Source organism: Parabacteroides sp. Y3-G-102 (assembly GCF_023656845.1).
GTDB lineage: Bacteria > Bacteroidota > Bacteroidia > Bacteroidales > Tannerellaceae > Parabacteroides > Parabacteroides distasonis.
Map to the genome: position 1 here is coordinate 1 of NZ_JAMOKU010000008.1, position 18367 is coordinate 18367.

19 protein-coding genes are annotated in these 18367 nt (G+C 45.5%); 13 read left to right on the plus strand and 6 right to left on the minus strand.

The window, feature by feature from the left end; translation table 11 throughout:
• Window positions 1–82 precede the first annotated feature (82 nt).
• Window positions 83–2542 carry a GumC family protein gene (locus NBH16_RS05280; RefSeq protein WP_009274983.1) on the plus strand — a complete coding sequence of 820 codons (2460 nt, stop codon included), beginning with the start codon at window positions 83–85 and terminating at the stop codon, window positions 2540–2542.
• A gap of 14 nt (window positions 2543–2556) precedes the next feature.
• Complete coding sequence (locus tag NBH16_RS05285) at window positions 2557–3696, plus strand: MraY family glycosyltransferase (RefSeq protein WP_044548179.1); 1140 nt, start codon at window positions 2557–2559, stop codon at window positions 3694–3696.
• A 49-nt stretch (window positions 3697–3745) separates the two neighbouring features.
• On the opposite strand, the gene NBH16_RS05290 is transcribed toward NBH16_RS05285, so the two are convergent.
• The 6 genes from NBH16_RS05290 to NBH16_RS05315 form a co-directional block, all read right to left on the minus strand.
• The gene (locus NBH16_RS05290) at window positions 3746–4192 is read right to left on the minus strand and encodes an N-acetylmuramoyl-L-alanine amidase (protein ID WP_005857917.1); all 447 of its coding nucleotides are present in this window, start codon (window positions 4190–4192) and stop codon (window positions 3746–3748) included.
• 18 nt (window positions 4193–4210) lie between these two features.
• Window positions 4211–4306 (minus strand): smalltalk protein, encoded by a 96-nt coding sequence (locus NBH16_RS23380; RefSeq protein WP_005855736.1) that lies wholly within the window; start codon window positions 4304–4306, stop codon window positions 4211–4213.
• Window positions 4307–4549: 243 nt separating this feature from the next.
• Complete coding sequence (locus NBH16_RS05300) at window positions 4550–5017, minus strand: HU family DNA-binding protein (protein WP_005857915.1); 468 nt, start codon at window positions 5015–5017, stop codon at window positions 4550–4552.
• Between the two features lie 305 nt (window positions 5018–5322).
• Window positions 5323–5529 carry a DUF4248 domain-containing protein gene (locus NBH16_RS05305; protein WP_195283925.1) on the minus strand — a complete coding sequence of 69 codons (207 nt, stop codon included), beginning with the start codon at window positions 5527–5529 and terminating at the stop codon, window positions 5323–5325.
• A gap of 118 nt (window positions 5530–5647) precedes the next feature.
• On the minus strand, window positions 5648–7453 hold the full coding sequence (locus NBH16_RS05310) for a DUF3987 domain-containing protein (RefSeq protein WP_009017194.1): 1806 nt from the start codon (window positions 7451–7453) through the stop codon (window positions 5648–5650).
• A 72-nt stretch (window positions 7454–7525) separates the two neighbouring features.
• Window positions 7526–8095: a BT4734/BF3469 family protein gene (locus tag NBH16_RS05315; protein ID WP_057329605.1), complete on the minus strand. Its 570-nt coding sequence runs from the start codon at window positions 8093–8095 to the stop codon at window positions 7526–7528.
• Window positions 8096–8280: 185 nt separating this feature from the next.
• Between NBH16_RS05315 and NBH16_RS05320 the strand changes: the two genes are divergently transcribed.
• The 11 genes from NBH16_RS05320 to NBH16_RS23280 all read left to right on the plus strand — a co-directional run bounded on the left by NBH16_RS05320 (window position 8281) and on the right by NBH16_RS23280 (window position 17831).
• Complete coding sequence (locus tag NBH16_RS05320; protein WP_005857907.1) at window positions 8281–8772, plus strand: hypothetical protein; 492 nt, start codon at window positions 8281–8283, stop codon at window positions 8770–8772.
• Between the two features lie 37 nt (window positions 8773–8809).
• Window positions 8810–9715, plus strand: coding sequence for a glucose-1-phosphate thymidylyltransferase RfbA (gene rfbA / locus NBH16_RS05325; RefSeq protein ID WP_129984483.1), 906 nt, complete (start codon window positions 8810–8812; stop codon window positions 9713–9715).
• A gap of 1 nt (window position 9716) precedes the next feature.
• Window positions 9717–10298, plus strand: coding sequence for a dTDP-4-dehydrorhamnose 3,5-epimerase (gene rfbC / locus NBH16_RS05330; RefSeq protein ID WP_005863152.1), 582 nt, complete (start codon window positions 9717–9719; stop codon window positions 10296–10298).
• Between the two features lies 1 nt (window position 10299).
• Window positions 10300–11208, plus strand: coding sequence for a dTDP-4-dehydrorhamnose reductase (gene rfbD / locus NBH16_RS05335; protein WP_122378555.1), 909 nt, complete (start codon window positions 10300–10302; stop codon window positions 11206–11208).
• An 8-nt stretch (window positions 11209–11216) separates the two neighbouring features.
• The gene (locus tag NBH16_RS05340; protein WP_129984484.1) at window positions 11217–12353 is read left to right on the plus strand and encodes a dTDP-glucose 4,6-dehydratase; all 1137 of its coding nucleotides are present in this window, start codon (window positions 11217–11219) and stop codon (window positions 12351–12353) included.
• A 49-nt stretch (window positions 12354–12402) separates the two neighbouring features.
• Window positions 12403–12612 carry a hypothetical protein gene (locus NBH16_RS05345; RefSeq protein WP_195400608.1) on the plus strand — a complete coding sequence of 70 codons (210 nt, stop codon included), beginning with the start codon at window positions 12403–12405 and terminating at the stop codon, window positions 12610–12612.
• 393 nt (window positions 12613–13005) lie between these two features.
• Window positions 13006–14250: an oligosaccharide flippase family protein gene (locus tag NBH16_RS05350; RefSeq protein ID WP_250788202.1), complete on the plus strand. Its 1245-nt coding sequence runs from the start codon at window positions 13006–13008 to the stop codon at window positions 14248–14250.
• A 48-nt stretch (window positions 14251–14298) separates the two neighbouring features.
• Window positions 14299–15246 carry an ATP-grasp fold amidoligase family protein gene (locus tag NBH16_RS05355; RefSeq protein WP_250788203.1) on the plus strand — a complete coding sequence of 316 codons (948 nt, stop codon included), beginning with the start codon at window positions 14299–14301 and terminating at the stop codon, window positions 15244–15246.
• Window positions 15247–15396: 150 nt separating this feature from the next.
• Window positions 15397–16512 carry an EpsG family protein gene (locus NBH16_RS05360; RefSeq protein ID WP_121962782.1) on the plus strand — a complete coding sequence of 372 codons (1116 nt, stop codon included), beginning with the start codon at window positions 15397–15399 and terminating at the stop codon, window positions 16510–16512.
• 15 nt (window positions 16513–16527) lie between these two features.
• A complete protein-coding gene (locus tag NBH16_RS05365) occupies window positions 16528–17277 on the plus strand; it encodes a glycosyltransferase domain-containing protein (RefSeq protein WP_121962781.1) in 750 nt (249 codons plus the stop codon).
• Between the two features lie 419 nt (window positions 17278–17696).
• Complete coding sequence (locus NBH16_RS23280; protein WP_255417928.1) at window positions 17697–17831, plus strand: hypothetical protein; 135 nt, start codon at window positions 17697–17699, stop codon at window positions 17829–17831.
• The last annotated feature ends 536 nt before the right edge of the window (window positions 17832–18367 follow it).

Genomic DNA, 18367 nt, shown 5'->3' on the forward strand with positions numbered 1-18367 from the left:
ATCTTGGTCTCGATCGCCGGCCTGTTGGTGAACATACTTAAATAATTGAAAATAGAGAATTGAGAATTGAAAATTTAGAGAGATGGTGGACGATGGTATAAATACAAGCAATAATAATAATAATAATAACAATCCGGAGGGGGAGGATCGTGAGATCAATCTTTACGCCGTGTTTTTCAAGTATATGGTTTATTGGCCTTGGTTCGTGGCGAGCGTACTGGCCTGCTGCATCGGGATGTACGTCTTCCTGCGTTACCAGACGCCGGTGTATAACGTCACGTCGTCGGTGCTGATCAAGGAGGACGAGAAGAAGGGGGCAAACGCCGCCAGCGGCTTGGCTGCGATACAGGACCTTGGCATGCTCTCGATGACGAGCAACTTCGACAACGAGGTCGAGATCCTGAGGTCCCGCACGTTGATCAAGAAGGTGGTGAGTGACATGGGCCTGTATATCGACATGGAGGAGTCGAACGCCTTGGGCTTTAACCCCCCTTTATACAAGAACTCCCCCGTTAACGTGTTCATCACCCCCGAGGAGGCGGACCGTCTGGTGGCCCCCGTCGAGCTACGCATGCGCTACACGAAGGAGGGTCAGCTAACGGTGAGAGCGGAGTACAAGATTGACAAGGAGGGTGACGAGGAGACGATGGAGCAGGGCTTCGACAGGCTCCCCGCCATATTGCCCACCCCCGTGGGGGTTTTCAGTTTCACGGGCATGGATTCCATACCGGAGTTGGAGGGCGGGGAGATCGAGCTGGTGGCCCACGTCCATACGCCCACGTCCACTGCCGAGGCTTACGGCAAGGAGTTGAGCGTGACGCCCTCGTCCAAGACGACGACGATCGCCAAGGTATCCTTGAGGAACACGGTGAGGCGACGAGGCGTTGATTTCATCAATCGCTTGGTGTCGTTCTACAACCAGGACGCCAACGACGAGAAGAACGAGGTGGCGCAGAAGACGGCTGAGTTCATCGAGGAGCGCATCGGCATCATCAACGGCGAGCTGGGCACTACGGAGAGCGAGCTCGCTGCCTTCAAGCAACGCTCCGGCCTGACGAATTTGACGAGCGACGCCCAGATGGCTTTGCAGGAAAGCTCGAGGTATGAGCAACAACGTACGGAGAACGCCACGCAGATCAACTTGGTGCAGTATCTCCGCAATTATATCGACGATCCTGCGAACATGGACGAGGTGATCCCTGCCAACGTGGGCCTGCGGGATCAAAACCTCACCTCTGTCATCGACCAGTACAACACGATGATCATCGAGCGCAAGCGCCTGTTGCGCACCTCTTCGGACAGCAACCCGGCCATCATCAACATGAACGCCGGCATCGAGGCTATGCGCCGCAACGTGAGGACGACGGTGAACAGTGTCTTGAGGGGTCTCCAGATCGCCAAGGCGGACATCGACCGTCAGGCGAGCAAGTTCGAGAGCCGCATCAGCGACGCCCCGAGGCAGGAGAAGGAGTTCATGACGATCTCCCGCCAGCAGGAGATCAAGGCCACGTTGTACGTCATGCTGTTGCAGAAGCGTGAGGAGAACGCCATCACGCTGGCAGCCACGGCAAACAACGGCCGCATCATCGAGGAGCCGCTCGCCGATGAGCGTCCTGTCGCCCCGAAGAGGATGGTCTTCATGCTTGCGGCGTTGATCTTGGGCCTGGCGATCCCGGTGGGCATTGTCTACCTTCATGACCTGTTGAAATACAAGATCGAGAACCGTGAGGACGTCGAGGCGATCACGGGCGTGGCTATCTTGGCGGAGCTCCCGTTGGTCAAGAAGACGGGTGAGGGCTCGATCGTGGTGCGTGAGAACAAGAACGACCTGATGGAGGAGATGTTCCGGGGGTTGCGCACGAACCTCTTGTTCATGCTAGGCAAGGACGAGCGTGTGATCCTTTTCAGCTCCACGCAACCGGGCGAGGGCAAGTCTTTCGTCGCTGGCAACTTGGCGGTGAGCTTGGCTTACTTGGGCAAGAGGGTGGTGGTGGTCGGCATGGACATCCGCAAGCCGGGCCTGAACAAGGTGTTCAATATCTCCCGTAAGATGGAGGGCATCACGAACTACCTTAGCGACCCTGATCACGTGGAGTTGTTCGACATGGTCCAGCGATCCGATATCAGCCCTAACCTCGATATCCTCCCGGGCGGTCCCATCCCCCCGAACCCGACTGAGCTGGTCGCCCGTGACGTGCTGGAGAAGGCTATCGCCCGGTTGAAGGAACGCTACGACTATGTCATCTTGGATACGGCCCCTATCGGCATGGTTACGGACACGGCGATCATCGGCCGTGTGGCCGACATGTGCGTGTACGTCTGCCGTGCGGACGTGACACCGAAGGCCGGTTTCAGCTACATCAACGTGTTGCGGCGTGAGCGTAAGTTCCCGAAGCTCGCGACGGTGATCAACGGCTTGGACATGACGAAGCGCAAGAACAGCTACGGCTACGGTTACGGCAAGAAATACGGCTACGGCAAGGGATACGGTTATGGCTACGGCTATGGTTACGGTTTCGAGGCCGGTGACAAGAAGAAATAACTAATACGCAAATCATGCAAATAACATTACTATTACTGTCGGGCTTCCTTTTCTCCGTGCTGTTCGGGATGGTGATCATCCCGAGGATCTTGGTGATCTCCCACAAGAAACGGTTATATGATGTCCCGGATTCCCGTAAGGTACATACGACGCCGGTCCCCCGTTTGGGCGGCCTGTCGTTTTTTCCGGTGATCCTGATGTCCATGTTCCTTGTGATAGGCTTCCGCCTGTACTTTTGGGATATGGACTCATCGAGCCTGTCGTTCAACATGCTCTATGAGTATCTCTTTCTGTTCGTGGGCATGACGTTACTCTATCTAGTGGGTGTCTGCGACGATCTAGTGGGTGTTGGCTACCGTTACAAGTTCGCCGTCCAGATCGTGTCGGCGTTATTATTGGTACTGTCCGGTAATTGGTTCGGTTCCTTGGGAGGCTTGTTCGGTGTGTACTCGGTTCCCGCTTGGGTGGGGATCCCCGTCACGGTCTTTATCGTGGTGTATATCACGAACGCTATTAACTTGATAGACGGTATCGATGGCTTGGCCTCCGGTTTGTGTAGCATCGCCCTGTCGGTCTTGAGCGTGATCTTCTTTATCCGCATGCAATATGTTTACGCCTTGTTGGCCATCTGTACGCTGGGAGTCCTCATGCCTTTTTGGTGTTACAACGTCTTTGGCAACGCAAACCGTGGCCATAAGCTCTTTATGGGTGATGCGGGTAGTCTTACGCTGGGCTACGTGATCAGTTTTCTGATCATCCATCTGTGCGTGTCGAATCAAGTCTTACCGGAGTTACCAAATCCCTATATGGTGATCGCTTTCTCCACGGTCTTGGTCCCTTTACTCGATGTGATCCGTGTGGTGCTTCATCGCCTTCGTAATCATCGTAACCCGTTCTTGCCCGATAAGAATCATTTCCATCACAAGTTGCTTCGTACGGGTATGCGTGTACGGATGGTGATGGTGACGATTCTGTGCGTATCTGTTTTTTTCATCGTATTGAATGTCTTATTGGCCATGAAGGTAAACGCCACCTACCTCTTGCTCTTGAACTTGGTTTTATGGTCTATCCTTCACTTGACGATCAACCGCTTCATAACGAGGCATCATAAAGAGCAAGAGCTGAAAGAGATAGGGGGTATTTTTACAAAGTAAGTCGTGAAACCGGACAATCTAGCGAGTGAATGACGAGCCGGTATCTATTTTATAAGACGAGATACTCCTCCCTTGCGTCAAAGCAAGGGCAAGCCTTGCGTATGTAAGGGCTTAATTGGTAATGTCCTAGGATGCGTGCCTCCGGATAGTCCCTTCGTAATTGCCGTAGCAGATCCATCAAGGTACACCGCTGGGCGTAGGTCCGGGTATCAGCTGGACGGCCTTGTTCGTCGAGTCCTCCCTCGTAACATATACCGATACTTTTGTCGTTCCATCCGGCTGCGTGCGCCCCGATCTGATTGACCGGCCGGCAGCGGTGCAGTTCCCCGTCCCGTGTGATATAGAAATGATAGCCGATATCGGCGAATCCCCGTGCCTTGTGCGATGAACGGAGCGCCTCCACAGGAAAATCCCTGTCATATCGTGTGGCCGAGCAATGAATTACAAGGAGGCTGACCTCCCTGTAATTCTGGTAGAAACAATAAACCTTACCCATGATAATTGAAATTGAAAATTAGAGAATACAGGATTGGATGCCAAGTGCTCCCGCGATGGCGGTAGCTACGGCGATGATCACTTTGATAATGGTACTCCATACGGATTTTTTCATGATAATTAATAATTAATAGTGAATAATGAATAATGATATCACGGTTAATATAAGAGGAAAGCTTCGCTTTCCTTCGGACGGCCTCAGCGGACGGGCGTCAAGCGAAGAGACCGCAGCGAGCACCCGGAGCATCCCTGTCTGAGCGAAGCGAGTTGGGATGCGACAGCGAGCGTAGGTCTCGAAGTAGCCCGTCAGCGTCAGCTTTGACCTTTTGGTTACTTTTGGGTCAAGCCAAAAGTGACACTAGATCTCATCAGGCGACTCAGAATCGGAACCGCCCCCTTCCTCTACCGGCGTCCCGAGTATCGTCACCTTGAGCAACGAAGTCTTCTCACCCAGCAGCGAGTACCGTCGTGCCCCGTTCAGTATGGTATAGGAAGGCGAGAATCCCGGTACGATAGTCCGTATATGCGTAGCCTTGACCTCGGGGGCGGTCGCTACCCCCTTCTCCGTGACGAAGCGGTTATAGACGGTTCCGAACCCCAGCAGCTCCACCTTGTAGCCTTTCTGGAGGTTCTTGATGACATACCGCTGGTAGCGGTCCAACACGTTCAATACGTCACCCTTCGTGAGCGAAGACTCCTCGGCGATCTGGTCGGCCGCATCTTGTGTGGACAGGGTACCGAAATAATAGGGAACCGGCTTGTACACCTCCTGCTTAGGATCCGTCTTGGGGATAAAAAACTTTCGTGCTTGAAATGCTTGTGGCATAGTTTGATAATTAAAGATTAATAATAGAAAATTAATTGCTTGCTGATCAATGTTACAAAGATAGGTTCCGCCGTAAGGGGCGGTGATGCCGATTGATGCCCGGGGTAGGGAATAACGATTAATTAACATGGGACGCAGTGATAACCGCCGGTTTCTTACGCTGCCTATCGTAAGCCCCTTTGAATAGGCATTATAAGAAGCCTTGGATGGGCATTGTAAAGACCTTAGAATACCCATCCAAGTTGACAGTTGACTAGTGACAGTAGGCTGTTTTTATTTACCTCTGTGCGCAACTGTCAACTAATTTACGGTTCTCCTAGGTAGTGGATGATTAATCTGATCTGTCGGGGCGTGAATATACGTTGCTCGGGGCGGTAGCCCGTCTCCAGCAGCTTGTCGTGCAATTCCGTGCATCGAATGATCCAACGACGTAAGCGGTTGCAAGCTTGATGGGAGGCCAGCTCAGGGAAATAGGATGCCGCCAGTGCAGACTTTCTTAATGGTAAGGACATTTGATTTATGATTTATAGATTTGGGAGAATGAAACTTTCAAACTTTCAAACATTCGTCCCCCCCTCACACACACACGCCCGTGGGGTACGTTATATAGGGGTGTGAGGGAGGCCGGGATTACTTATGGGTGACACGGCCGCCGAAGCTGTACTCGCCCCGGCCGTTCTTCTCCAGCGTGCCTCGTTCCTGCATTCGCTTGAGACAGGTATCTAGGGTGGCGGTGGGGATGTTGTTCCTCTCTGCTTCCTCCAAGGCCTGTTGTCGGTTGAAAGAGAGTGGAAGGGCCGCGAAGAGAGCCTCTTGGGGCGTGGGCGTGCGAGAGCGTGGCACCTCGTCAGACGGAAGCAGGGAGAGTATGCCCGCCGAATGACGGTAGAGCGGCTCCACGAGCGAGAGGACGGCTTGAAAATCGTCATCGTTGATGCGTAACTCTAGGGAAGGAACGATACCGTCCCGTACGTTCTCCTCCGGGATCTCGAGGGCAGGCGAGAGACCGGGACAATTGAGGATTGAAAACTGAGAATCGAGAATGGCTTGTGGGATGAGGAGACTCTCCACCGATCGTAGGAAGGCCACCACGGAAGCGATCCGGCAGATATTGATAGCGATACGGGCCACGGAGCTTCGCATCGGATAACCGTAGGAAAGACCGGCGTGCCCGAATATGCGTGCGAAGCAGCTGTTGAATCGCTCCTTTTGCGTGTCGGAGAGATGGAATTGTATGATATTGACCCTCTCACGCAGGTAGTCCACGAGCATTTTCCACTGCTTCCCCCAATCGGAGAAGAGGCTATCCATGTCCTCGTCGCCCTGCTCGAACTGATCCGCCCACTCGTCGATGGGTGGCATCCGGTAGAACAATTGGCGTGAGAACAACCCGTTCTCGGCCGAGGGAATGAGTGGCCGTACCTGCGCCGGGGTCCCGCTTAACAAGACACTGAGGTAAGAGGCCGGGCACTCCCGATATTCCCGGTTCGTGCGTCGGTTGAAAGCCAGTCGCTCGTGGTCGTGGCATTTACGCAAGGTATCGCTCCAGTGCCCGTGCTCGGTGCCGATGGCCGTGCTCACGGTATCGGCCTCGGTCTCGCAGATCAGCCCTATGCCGTCGGCCTCGATGAGGTTCTCCAGCACGCCGGTGCCGGAATTGTTACCGGCGATAAGGAACATCTTGAGGGGAGGCATCTCGGGCTCCGGCGTATCGGATTTTTTCTTGCCCAGCGAGTCCCAACGGCTCTTCTCCTCCCGGTAAGCTTTATGCCTCTGCCGGTAGTTCGCCATCATCGCCTCATGTATCGGCTCGGCAAGCCGGCGTGTCCAAGCGAGGGCTCCCTTTCCCGAGGCGGGAGGGGCGACGATGAACGTTTGCAGGCAAGGGTAGTAGAATTTTCGCCCGTACGATATCCGGATCGATTTGTTGAGTGTCGCTCCCAACACGGTGATACCTCCCAGCAGGAGGATATCCTTTTGGGCGGGGGTATCGCCCCGGTCGATCATCCGTTTGAGGAAAGCGGGCCAAGGATACTCCGGAAAGGCGGGCGGGACATTTTTCACGGACTGTTCCTCGTGCGTACACGTGTGCGTGTGTGAAGGAGGCGTGAATGTTTGAAAGTTTGAAAGTTTCCCGGCCTCGGCCAAGGATTTGTCCAGTTTCACGCCGGCTAGGTCCGCCAAGTGGAATACGGATCCCAAGCCATTCCGTCCATTGCCTCCTTTGAGGGCATGGTCGTATAGCTTATCCGCCTCGGTAGAGACATATTTCTCCGACATCCGGCAGATACGATGAAAGAATGTCCGGCCGGCCTCTCCGCAATCGTTGGCGATGGCGAAGGCGATCGGCATATACTCTTGATAGGTGGGAGCGATGTTCGCCCCCTGTTTCTCGATGGCGGCAACGAGCCGCTCCAGATCTGATAATGGGTTCACGATGAATGAATAATGAATGGTGAATAATGAATGAATAACGATTTATAACTGCCAACTGTCACTTGTCCTCTGTCAACGATTCCGGTCTCCTAGCCTCGCTGAGGGATCGTGGCAAAGGAAGCAAGCCCGTGAGAGGTCTGCGTTCGTGGCATCAGCTTTCAGCCCGTATTTCCACTCAAGGTATTCCCAAGCGAATCGTACCGCCTCGTCGAAAGACTCCTCTACGGTTTTCTTGATCGACAGGCGATAGGGTACGAGGAGCTTGATTCCCGTGGTACTGGGACTCACGAAGGAGAGATCGGGGCGTAGCCGCTCATCGGCGAACAGCGTGTCCCTCCAACAGATCGCCTCTTCGGGTGAGGAGAGGTGATCGATGTCGATGACGAACTCGCCCGAGGGCACGAGCAAGTGATCTTCCTTGCGGTAGGAGAAGATACCGGCGGGCGTGACATAGGGTAGCAAACTCTGTTTCAGCCGCCTGAACCGTTTCTCGTCGCTCGATGCGGCACGTACCTGATCGGTACGCTCACGCAGCCACTCGCTGGTGGTGATATAGGCGTACAATTGACTGACACAGACGACCCCGTTCGGTACTTGATTGGTGATGGGGGCGTTGAAAAAGGAAAAGATAGACTCTTTCATGATCGGATAAAATAAATTGATTATTCGGTTACTGCCGGTAAAGGAACGCGTTCCTGCCCGTTCCCGGAATAGCGATGGACGGGACGGGTACGGAAACGGACGTACGGTGGATGAAATGAGGATAGAAATAAAATATACCCCCGTGAAAGGGGTGATTATTGTTAACACTTAAATTAAAAACGGATATGACAGAAAATCAAGAGCGGGCGGAACAGGCACGTTCTGCCTTTACGGTCAATGGAGGTAACGTGCAGATCCTGCCCAATGCCACCATCGCTATCCAGAACATCCATTGGGGTGACGGGACGGTGACACGGACGGAACGTTGGATTACGCCCGCGGAATCGGGACTTCATGAGTCTCCGTCTCCTCCGATAAACTCTCCTGCCCCTCCAGTGACGGCTGAACCCTCCTCGTTGGCCTTGTTCATCCCGGACGAGGCGACCCGTCTTGTCTACGAGGCCCGCCTATGCGCCTGCCCGGACACGGTCACCCTTTGCCAGACGGTATTGACAGACCTTTACAACGAGATCCTAGCCGACTACTCGTCTCCCCTCAAGCTGGTCAAGAGCCGTGCCTTCATCAGCGCCCTCTTGCCTCACCTCACGTTCGTGAACGGGGCGAATGTACCGAGCATTCGATATGGGATCAGGAAGTATGTGCTGGGGGAAGGGTGAGATAAAAAAGTGTGTGAATGATATAGAGAATATTCGTATGAAAGGAATCGTTTTAGCTGGTGGCTCGGGTACCCGATTATACCCGATCACTAAGGGAGTGAGCAAGCAGTTGCTTCCTATTTTTGATAAGCCGATGGTGTATTATCCTATTAGTGTGTTAATGCTGGCGGGTATCCGGGAAATCTTGATCATATCAACGCCATACGATTTGCCCGGATTCAAGCGTCTGCTTGGGGATGGCTCTGATTATGGTGTGTGTTTCGAGTATGCGGAGCAGCCATCGCCGAATGGATTGGCGCAGGCATTTACTATTGGTGCTGAGTTCATCGGTGATGACAGCGTTTGCTTGGTGCTAGGTGATAATATCTTCCATGGTAATGGATTTACATCGATGCTAAAGGAGGCGGTTCGTACTGCTGAGAAGGAGAATAGGGCTACTGTTTTTGGCTATTGGGTGAGTGATCCGGAGCGTTATGGCGTAGCCGAGTTCGATCAGACCGGCAATTGCTTGAGTATTGAGGAGAAGCCGGAATGCCCTAAGAGCAACTATGCCGTGGTCGGATTGTATTTCTACCCGAACAAGGTTGTTGATGTAGCTAGCAGCATTCAACCGTCCGTTCGCGGCGAGTATGAGATTACTACGGTCAACCAACGATTCTTGGAGGATGGAGAGCTGAGAGTCCAAACTTTAGGCCGGGGTTTCGCTTGGCTGGATACCGGTACGCACGACTCTCTGAGCGAGGCTTCTGCTTATATCGAGGTGTTGGAGAAGCGTCAGGGATTGAAAGTGGCCTGCTTGGAGGGCATCGCTTATCGTCAAGGATGGATCACGGAGGAGCGTATGCGAGAATTGGCGCAGCCGATGTTAAAGAATCAGTATGGTCAATACTTACTGAAAGTAATTGAGGAATTAAAGGAGACAGGAGATCCGAATTTAGGTTAAGATGGAGGTAATAAAGACAGATATAGAGGGTGTAGTGATCATTGAGCCGAAGGTGTTCGATGACGCTCGGGGATACTTTTTCGAGAGTTTCTCGCAACGTGAGTTTGAGGAGAAGGTTCGTAAGATAAATTTTGTACAAGATAATGAGAGTATGTCCTCATACGGAGTGATGCGTGGCTTGCATTTCCAGAAACCTCCCTTTACTCAAAGCAAGTTAGTGCGTTGCGTGAAAGGATGCGTCCTTGATGTAGCCGTGGATATTCGCAAAGGAAGCCCAACGTATGGTAAGCATGTGGCTGTTGAGTTGAGCGAAGAGAATCATCGCCAGTTTTTCGTGCCTAGAGGGTTCGCTCATGGATTTGCGGTATTGAGTGAGATAGCTGTTTTCCAATACAAATGCGATAATTTCTATGCTCCGCAAGCGGATGGGGGCATCCGTATAAAGGATGAGAGCCTAGGCATAGATTGGCGGATACCGATGGACAAGGTCCTTCTTTCGGAGAAGGACATAAAACATCCTTGTTTGGAGGATTTTGATTCACCGTTTGATTATCATGTAAATTTATACCCTGAATTTGAATAAGATGAATATATTGGTGACTGGTGCCAACGGGCAGTTGGGAAACGAGATGCGTATCATCGCTCGGGAAAGTGACGACCACTATGTATTCACGGATGTGAATCAAGTGGAAGGCGTAGAGACCGGCTTTTTGGATATTACGGATTTGGAGGCGGTGAGGAAGATGGTCGCGGCGCAGCGTGTAGATGTTATCGTGAATTGCGCCGCCTATACCAATGTGGATATGGCTGAAAGTAATGAGGAATTGGTGGAGAAGTTGAACGCTGAGGCTCCGGAAAACTTAGCCAAGGTAATGAAAGAGACCAATGGTTTTTTAGTGCAAATCTCGACAGACTATGTGTTTGGTAAAGAACCGTACAATGTGCCTTGTCAAGAGAATCAACAAGGAACCCCCACCGGAGTTTATGGTATGAGCAAATTGCATGGTGAGCAGAAGATTCAAGCTATCGGTTGCAAGCATGTGATTATCCGTACGGCTTGGTTGTACAGTGAGTTTGGCAAGAACTTCTGTAAGACGATGATGAACCTTACGGCTATCAAACCACATCTTAAGGTCGTGTTCGACCAGGTGGGAACACCCACATACGCCTTGGATTTGGCGAAAGCCATTGAGACGGTGTTGAAAGATTATGCGGATAAAAAAAACGAACATGATTATGACAAGACCGGTATCTATCATTACTCCAACGAGGGGGTATGCTCATGGTTTGACTTCACGAAATCGATCGCTGAATACAATGGCACGACCGCTTGCGATGTGCAGCCCTGTCATAGCGACGAGTTTCCCAGCCCTGTAAAACGTCCATTTTATTCGGTATTGGATAAATCTAAAATCAAGGAGACATTCGGTATTCGGATCCCTTATTGGACAGAATCGCTGAGACAATGTATTGCTAACATAAAAAACAAATAAACAGAATCATGTCAAAACGAAATATAGTAATCACTGGTGGAGCAGGCTTCATTGGCAGTCATGTTGTACGCTTGCTCGTGAATAAATATCCGGAGTATAACATCTTCAATTTGGATAAGTTGACCTATGCTGGCAACTTGGCTAACTTGAAGGATGTCGAGGATAAGCCTAACTATAGGTTCATAAGGATGGACATCTGCGACTTCAAGGCATTCTATCAATTGATGCAGGATAAGCAGATCGATGGCATCATTCATTTGGCGGCCGAGAGCCATGTTGATCGTTCCATTAAAGATCCGTTCACCTTCGCCCAAACTAATGTGATGGGTACGCTGGCGCTATTGCAGGCAGCTAAGCTGTATTGGGAGAGTCTACCGGAGAGGTACGAGGGCAAACGCTTTTATCATATCTCTACGGATGAGGTGTATGGAGCGTTGACCATGAATTATCCGGAGGGCATTGAGCCACCGTTCACGACAACAGCGTCGTCCAGTGAACATCATTTGGCATACGGGGATGATTTCTTCTATGAGACGACAAAGTATAATCCACATTCGCCCTATTCAGCGAGTAAGGCAAGTTCAGACCATTTTGTACGTGCCTATCACGATACTTATGGTATGCCGACCATCGTGACAAACTGCTCAAATAACTATGGCCCCTATCAATTCCCGGAGAAACTGATCCCGCTTTTCATCAACAACATCTGTCATCGTAAGCCGTTGCCAGTCTATGGCAAGGGCGAGAACGTGCGTGACTGGCTGTTTGTGGAGGATCATGCCCGTGCGATCGATACGATCTTCCATCACGGAAAAATCGCTGAGACCTACAATATCGGCGGTTTCAACGAGTGGAAGAATATCGACATCATCAAAGTGCTGATCAACACGGTGGATCGCCTGTTAGGTAGAAAAGAAGGGGAGGACTTGGATTTGATTACCTACGTGACCGATCGCCTCGGCCATGACGCACGCTATGCTATTGATTCCACCAAGTTGCAAAAAGAACTCGGTTGGGAACCGAGTTTGCAATTCGAGGAGGGGATCGAGAAGACTGTGCGCTGGTATTTGGATAATCAGGAGTGGATGGAAAATGTGACTAGCGGGGAGTATCAGAGGTATTATAAGGAGATGTATAGTAAATAGTTTTTGTAAATGGATGAGCTATTCGTAACGTTATATAAAGAATAATTGTATGATACAGACTAAAGAAGATTTGGCCTATTATTTATCGCAAGACAGGAAAGCTTTGGGTATTGCTAATGATGGATTTGTTCAACGCTTGAGACTTCTGGGATATGGTGCTTTCAAAAGCCACTTAGGAAGGCTGAGTATTATAATAATGCATACCCTGGAAATCTGCTTTCGAAAAATGTGGGAGGGTGATAATGAGGTGTTTATCTAAAATTAGGCTGAAACGTATTTCTGTGAGGTTGGGCTTCTCTGTACCATTGAACGTATTTGGTCCAGGCCTAAGCATCGCTCATTATGGGACGATTGTAGTAAATCCCAATTGCCAGATAGGTTCATTTTGTCGGATTCATGCTAATACAAATTTAGGGGTAAGTGCTGGGTATAAGGAAGCTCCACGTTTAGGGAATCGTTGTTATATTGGGCCTGGAGCAATTCTTTTTGGTGACATAATATTGCCAGCGATACAACTATAGGAGCGAATGCGACAGTGAATTGCAGTTGTGACAAGGAACATGTTGTTTTGGCCAGTACTCTGGCAAAAATAGTTAAAGACTATATGCCGAACTGGTTAGAATTTAATCAAGTGAAATTATAGAATCATTGTATGAATTCGATCAGAAATTTATATGCTCGTTATAAAGTAATATTTGACAACATCCTATTTGTTTCACTAATCCAGCTTTTCGGCTTACTCGCTCCGTTGATTACCTATCCTTATCTAGTGGATGTGTTGGGGATGGAATTATACGGATTAGTGATAACGGCGCAGATTTTGGTTGGGTATATGGTATTGGTAATTGATTTTGGATCAAATAGTGTATGCGCCAAAAATGTATCTATCCATAGGGAAGATAAGCAGAAACTATCGGAAATAGTTAGTTCTGTCTTACTTATTCGTTTGAAACTTTGGCTAATTTGTTTGTTTGCGTATGTTTTGCTTGTTTTCATAATACCTACCTATAATGAATATAAGACCTTGTTCTTATTTTCTTATCTACTTACGTTGAATGAGTTGATTTTTCCTCAGTTCTATTTCCAGGGTATAGAAAAGATGAAAGTCGTGGCATTTTTGAATATATTAGTAAAGCTAGTTTTTATTTCTCTGGTTTTTTTCCTTGTGAAAGAGAAAGGTGATTATTTATTGGTACCTGTGCTCTATGGAATTGGTTATTTGATAGCAAGCATCATATCGTTATTATTGATATTCATGAAGGATAAGATCCGTTTCATGATAACAGACTATCGTACGCAATATAATTACCTGAAAGAGTGTTCTCCCATATTGGCTACAGATATGGTTTGTACAGTAAAGGACAAATTGAACCAAGTATTGGTGGGATTGTTCGTTAGTATGGGGGATGTTGTAATCTATGATTTGGCATTGAAATTGATGGGTATAATGCAAAAGCCTTCAAATATTATAACGACTGTATTACTACCTCGATTCTCAAAAAATAAAAATGTGAGGACTTTAAAGTATGTTATGGTTTTTATCTTCTTTTTGAGTTTATTTTTGGTTCTGATTGTGAATCTGTTTCTTCCGTGGATTGTGAAACTTTTCCTCCATAGTGAGATTGATTTATTACCATTAAGAATGTTCTCTATTGTGCCGATATTTCTAAGTGTAAGTATTGTTATTGGTAATAATTTTTTTATTGGATTTGGATATAATAAGTATGTTCTTTATTCTATTATCATAACTTCTACGTTTTATCTTTTTGCTTTATTTGTTGTTTGGATATTGGGATACATTCATAGTTTATATAGTTTTGTTTTTATTGCTATTATTTCATATTTAATAGAATTGTTGTATCGTTTGTTCGTTTTTTACAGAAAGACAATCTATTAAATGATATATATTAGATTGAAGATTGCCATATTTCATATTAATTGTTTAATGTTAAAATTAGAATATATAATGAAGTGTAATAATATTATTAGATCTTTAGTGGAAGGAATATTGCCGGATAAGCTTTGGTTGTCATTACGTTATTATATGACGTTTGATAAGTTTCTGAACTGGCATAATCCGAAAAGCCTGACAGAAAAGATGCAATGGCTAAAAATTTATGATAGAAGGCCAGAATATACCATTATGGTAGATAAGGTGAAAGCTAAAAAATGGGTTTCTGAGCGTATAGGTGATAAATACATAATTCCAATTTTAGGTGTGTGGGAAAAGGCTGAAGATGTTGATTTTGACCTTTTACCTGACCGTTTTGTGATAAAATGTAATCACAATAGCGGTACAGGTATGTATATTTGTAAGGATAAGTCTAAAATGGATAAAGATTTCGTTATTCAAGAGTTAAAGAAAGGTTTGAGAGAAAATTATTATAAGAAATGGAGAGAGTGGCCCTATAAGAATGTTCCTCGTAGAATCTTTGCGGAGAAATATATGGAAGATAGTATCTCTAATTCAGCTGATGGATTATCTGAGAATGTTTTGACTGATTATAAATTTTTTTGTTTTAATGGTGAGCCATTTATGATGTATAAGTCTAAAGATTATTCTGAACATACTTATACTGATTTTTTTGACATGAACTACCAGCGTTTACCTATACGTATGAAAGACCCTAACAGTAATGAACCTGCTGTAAAGCCAATTGAGTTTGAAGAGATGAAATTTTTAGCGCGTAAACTTAGTCAAGGAGTACCTTTTTTACGGGTTGATTTTTATATAATCGATCATCAGGTCTATTTTGGAGAGTTGACGTTTTTTCATAATGCAGGTTTTGGCCCTATCAATCCTCCAGAATGGAATTTAAAGTTGGGAGAGATGTTGAATTTAGAGAATTTGAAAGGTAAACACTCAAAAAACACTTATAGTAAAGTGTTCTAGATTTGTTACTAGTTTAATATGATTACTACATTTCTTAATTTCAATTCAAAAAATGGATTAGATTCTAATATAGCTCAATTATGGTACAGTTATAAAATGTTTGTTTAAATGTATCAACAATGTGTAGATATTTATTTTGTTTAAAAAAAGATGAGTTTGTTTCAAAGTTTTGTATTTTATCATGTAATCTTTGCTTCAATATTGTGGCTTCTATGGCTGGGCTCCCGAAATAGAACACTTGCTAATTTAGGGGTATTGATTTTGATCTTGGTATCAATCTTCCGTTTTGATATAGGAAATGACTATGAGAACTATATGTTGATAATTGAAGATTCAAAAAGGTTGTTCCAATCATGTGATAGTATGTGGAATACCTTATTTGTAAATAGTACATATTTTGGTATAGAGCCTATCTTCGAACTACTTATTTGGATCTTTCATGTTTTGGATAATACCTATTTGTATGTCATAGGTCTATATTCATTGCTTTTTATATTAATTATATATAAAGTGTTGGAAGAAAATGGTGAACTGTTTTGGGGAATGTTTATTGTTTTTGCTTTACCTATTTTATTTACATCTTATGATCAAATTAGACAGGCGGTATCAATAGCTATATTCATCTATGCAATAAAATATATAGAAAAGGGTGATTTTAAGCACTATTGTTATTGTATGCTACTTGCTTCTTTGTTTCATTTCAGTGCATTGTTGATAACACCAATATATATAATACGTAAAATAAAACCTAGAATTAAGTTTTATTGTCTTGTTGTGCTTATTATGTATATAGGTCTTTTGTTTGATTTTTGGTCTCAGTTTAGGCTTCTTCTGTTTAATAGTATTGGGTTATATTCGCATTATGCTGAATCAGATAGACAATTAGGAGCTATGGAATACAGCTCTGGTCTTGGAATCCTTTTTTTGATGCTTTTTTATTCGTTTTTAATGGTGAAAATGGCTCATCGTAAACCTGTTTATTCAAATCTGTTATTTTGTGGATTGGTTTTATTGTTGTTTTCTACTGGAAATTTGAATATAGATCGTATGTCTAATTATTTCTGCTGGGTGTCAGTGCTTGCATTTCCTGCTTTTATTAAATATGAAAGAAGAAGGTTAATCATCCTATGTTCTGTCTTATTGTTAATGGTATATTTTGAAAGAAATTTAGTAGGAGGTGTGAGGGGATGCATTCCTTATGATTCTGTATTTAGCGAAAATTTTGAGAATAAAAGGTTACGTATTAGGTGGTATAATTTTGATTGATATAACGTATAAGGTGTGAATAAGAACGTAATATATACTTGTTTAACAGGAAACTATGATGGTTTAAAACAACCAAAGTATATCTATGATGGATATGATTATATTTGTTTTTCAAATGAGTTTTCTGAATCTCATATTGGAATATGGGAAATCCGTAAGATACCTTTTGAGACAAATGATAAATTGAGACTGTCTAGGTTTGTGAAGATAAATCCTCATTTAGCTTTACCAGAATATGAATATAGTCTGTGGATGGACTCAAATTTACAGATTGTAGGTGATGAACTAAAAGATAAATTGGACGAACTAATCCAAAAAGATACATTTATGGCTTTTGTGCCTCATCCTATATATAATTGTATTTATGCGGATGCTTTTAAATGTATATGGGATGGTCGTGATTCTTACTCAATGATAAAAAAGCAGGTAAAATATTTGAAAAGTCAAGGTTATCCTTTTGGCAATGGACTGTATGAGAATAATTTGATTTTTAGGAAGCACAATCATTGCTCATCGGTTACTGTTTCGGAAGCTTGGTGGAAAATGTATATGACATACTCGAAAAGGGATCAATTGAGCCTTTGCTATGTACTTTGGGCTAATCATATCAATAGTGTCGAATTATTGCTTCCTCATGGAGTAAGTACTCATAACTATGAGGCTATAAAAAGGGTGAAACATAATCCTAATTCGTTATGGAAACGAATTCAAGGAGCAGTAAAAAGAACTTACTATAGGTTTTTGCTTTGTTTGTTTGGATTGTAGCTTAATTCTTGGCAAAAAAGTGCTACGTTTCCATGGAACTGAAAGTCTATATTGTATTCTAAATTTATAATTGTGCGTTTTCTTGGAATATAGAGTTCGAAAAAATCGTACCATATTCCTATTCTTTCAATGAACAAAATAGTAGTTCTTCTCTCTACCTATAATGGGGAGCGTTTTTTTGTGCCCAGCTGGATAGCTTGTTGGCCCAAGAGGGTATGAAACTGAAAGTGTTAGGAGAGATGATAGGGCTTCAATGGTACATCGGATTTATTGATCGCTTATAAAGAACGGTATCCGATGATCTTTGAAGTATTTGAGGGGGAAAACGTTAGTTTTGCCATGAGTGATTACTACAGAAGGCAATTGAGCGATACAATGATGCTGATTATTTTGTCTTTTGCGATCAAGATGATGTTTGGATGCCGGATAAATTGAAGGTGGTAGCGGTAGTTGATCAGCTAAAAGATGAGGATCATTTTATTCCGTTGATTTGCTACTCTAATACCATATTGGTAGATGTGAATTTAGGTGTTATTAGGGAGGCATGGGATTAAGGGAGGGTCGCACTGACTAAGGAGTGGGCATTGATACAAAGTTTCGCTACTGAATGTACGATGTTGTTCAATAGGATGGCGGCTGAAACATACGTGACTACTTGTCTGAAGTGATTAAGGTGCATGACTTCTTGATGTACCAAATTGTGCATGTTTTTATGCAAGGTGATTTAGGATGATAAATCTCATATCTTATATTGTTAATATGTTGATAGTCAAATGGAAAATGGCGTTTTATGAGAAGGATGCGTAAATGTATGGAAGGAAATTATAAAGAACATGTATTGGGACTTCAAAATCGACGTTTCTTGTTGGCTTATGAGAATTTGCTTTCCGTGGAGGATGTGTGGCTTATCTCTAGTTTTGTCTTCTATCGAAAGAGTTGGTTAACCAGGTTACTCTTGTTGTTTGATGGAAAGATTAAATATAACAGCTTAGAGTCCAATTATTATCTTGAAAAAATTGTCAAGGGGGAGATAGGCTTTCCTCGATTTTCTTATCAGGCGCTTATGCCGTTTACTGTGTGTGAAGGTTTA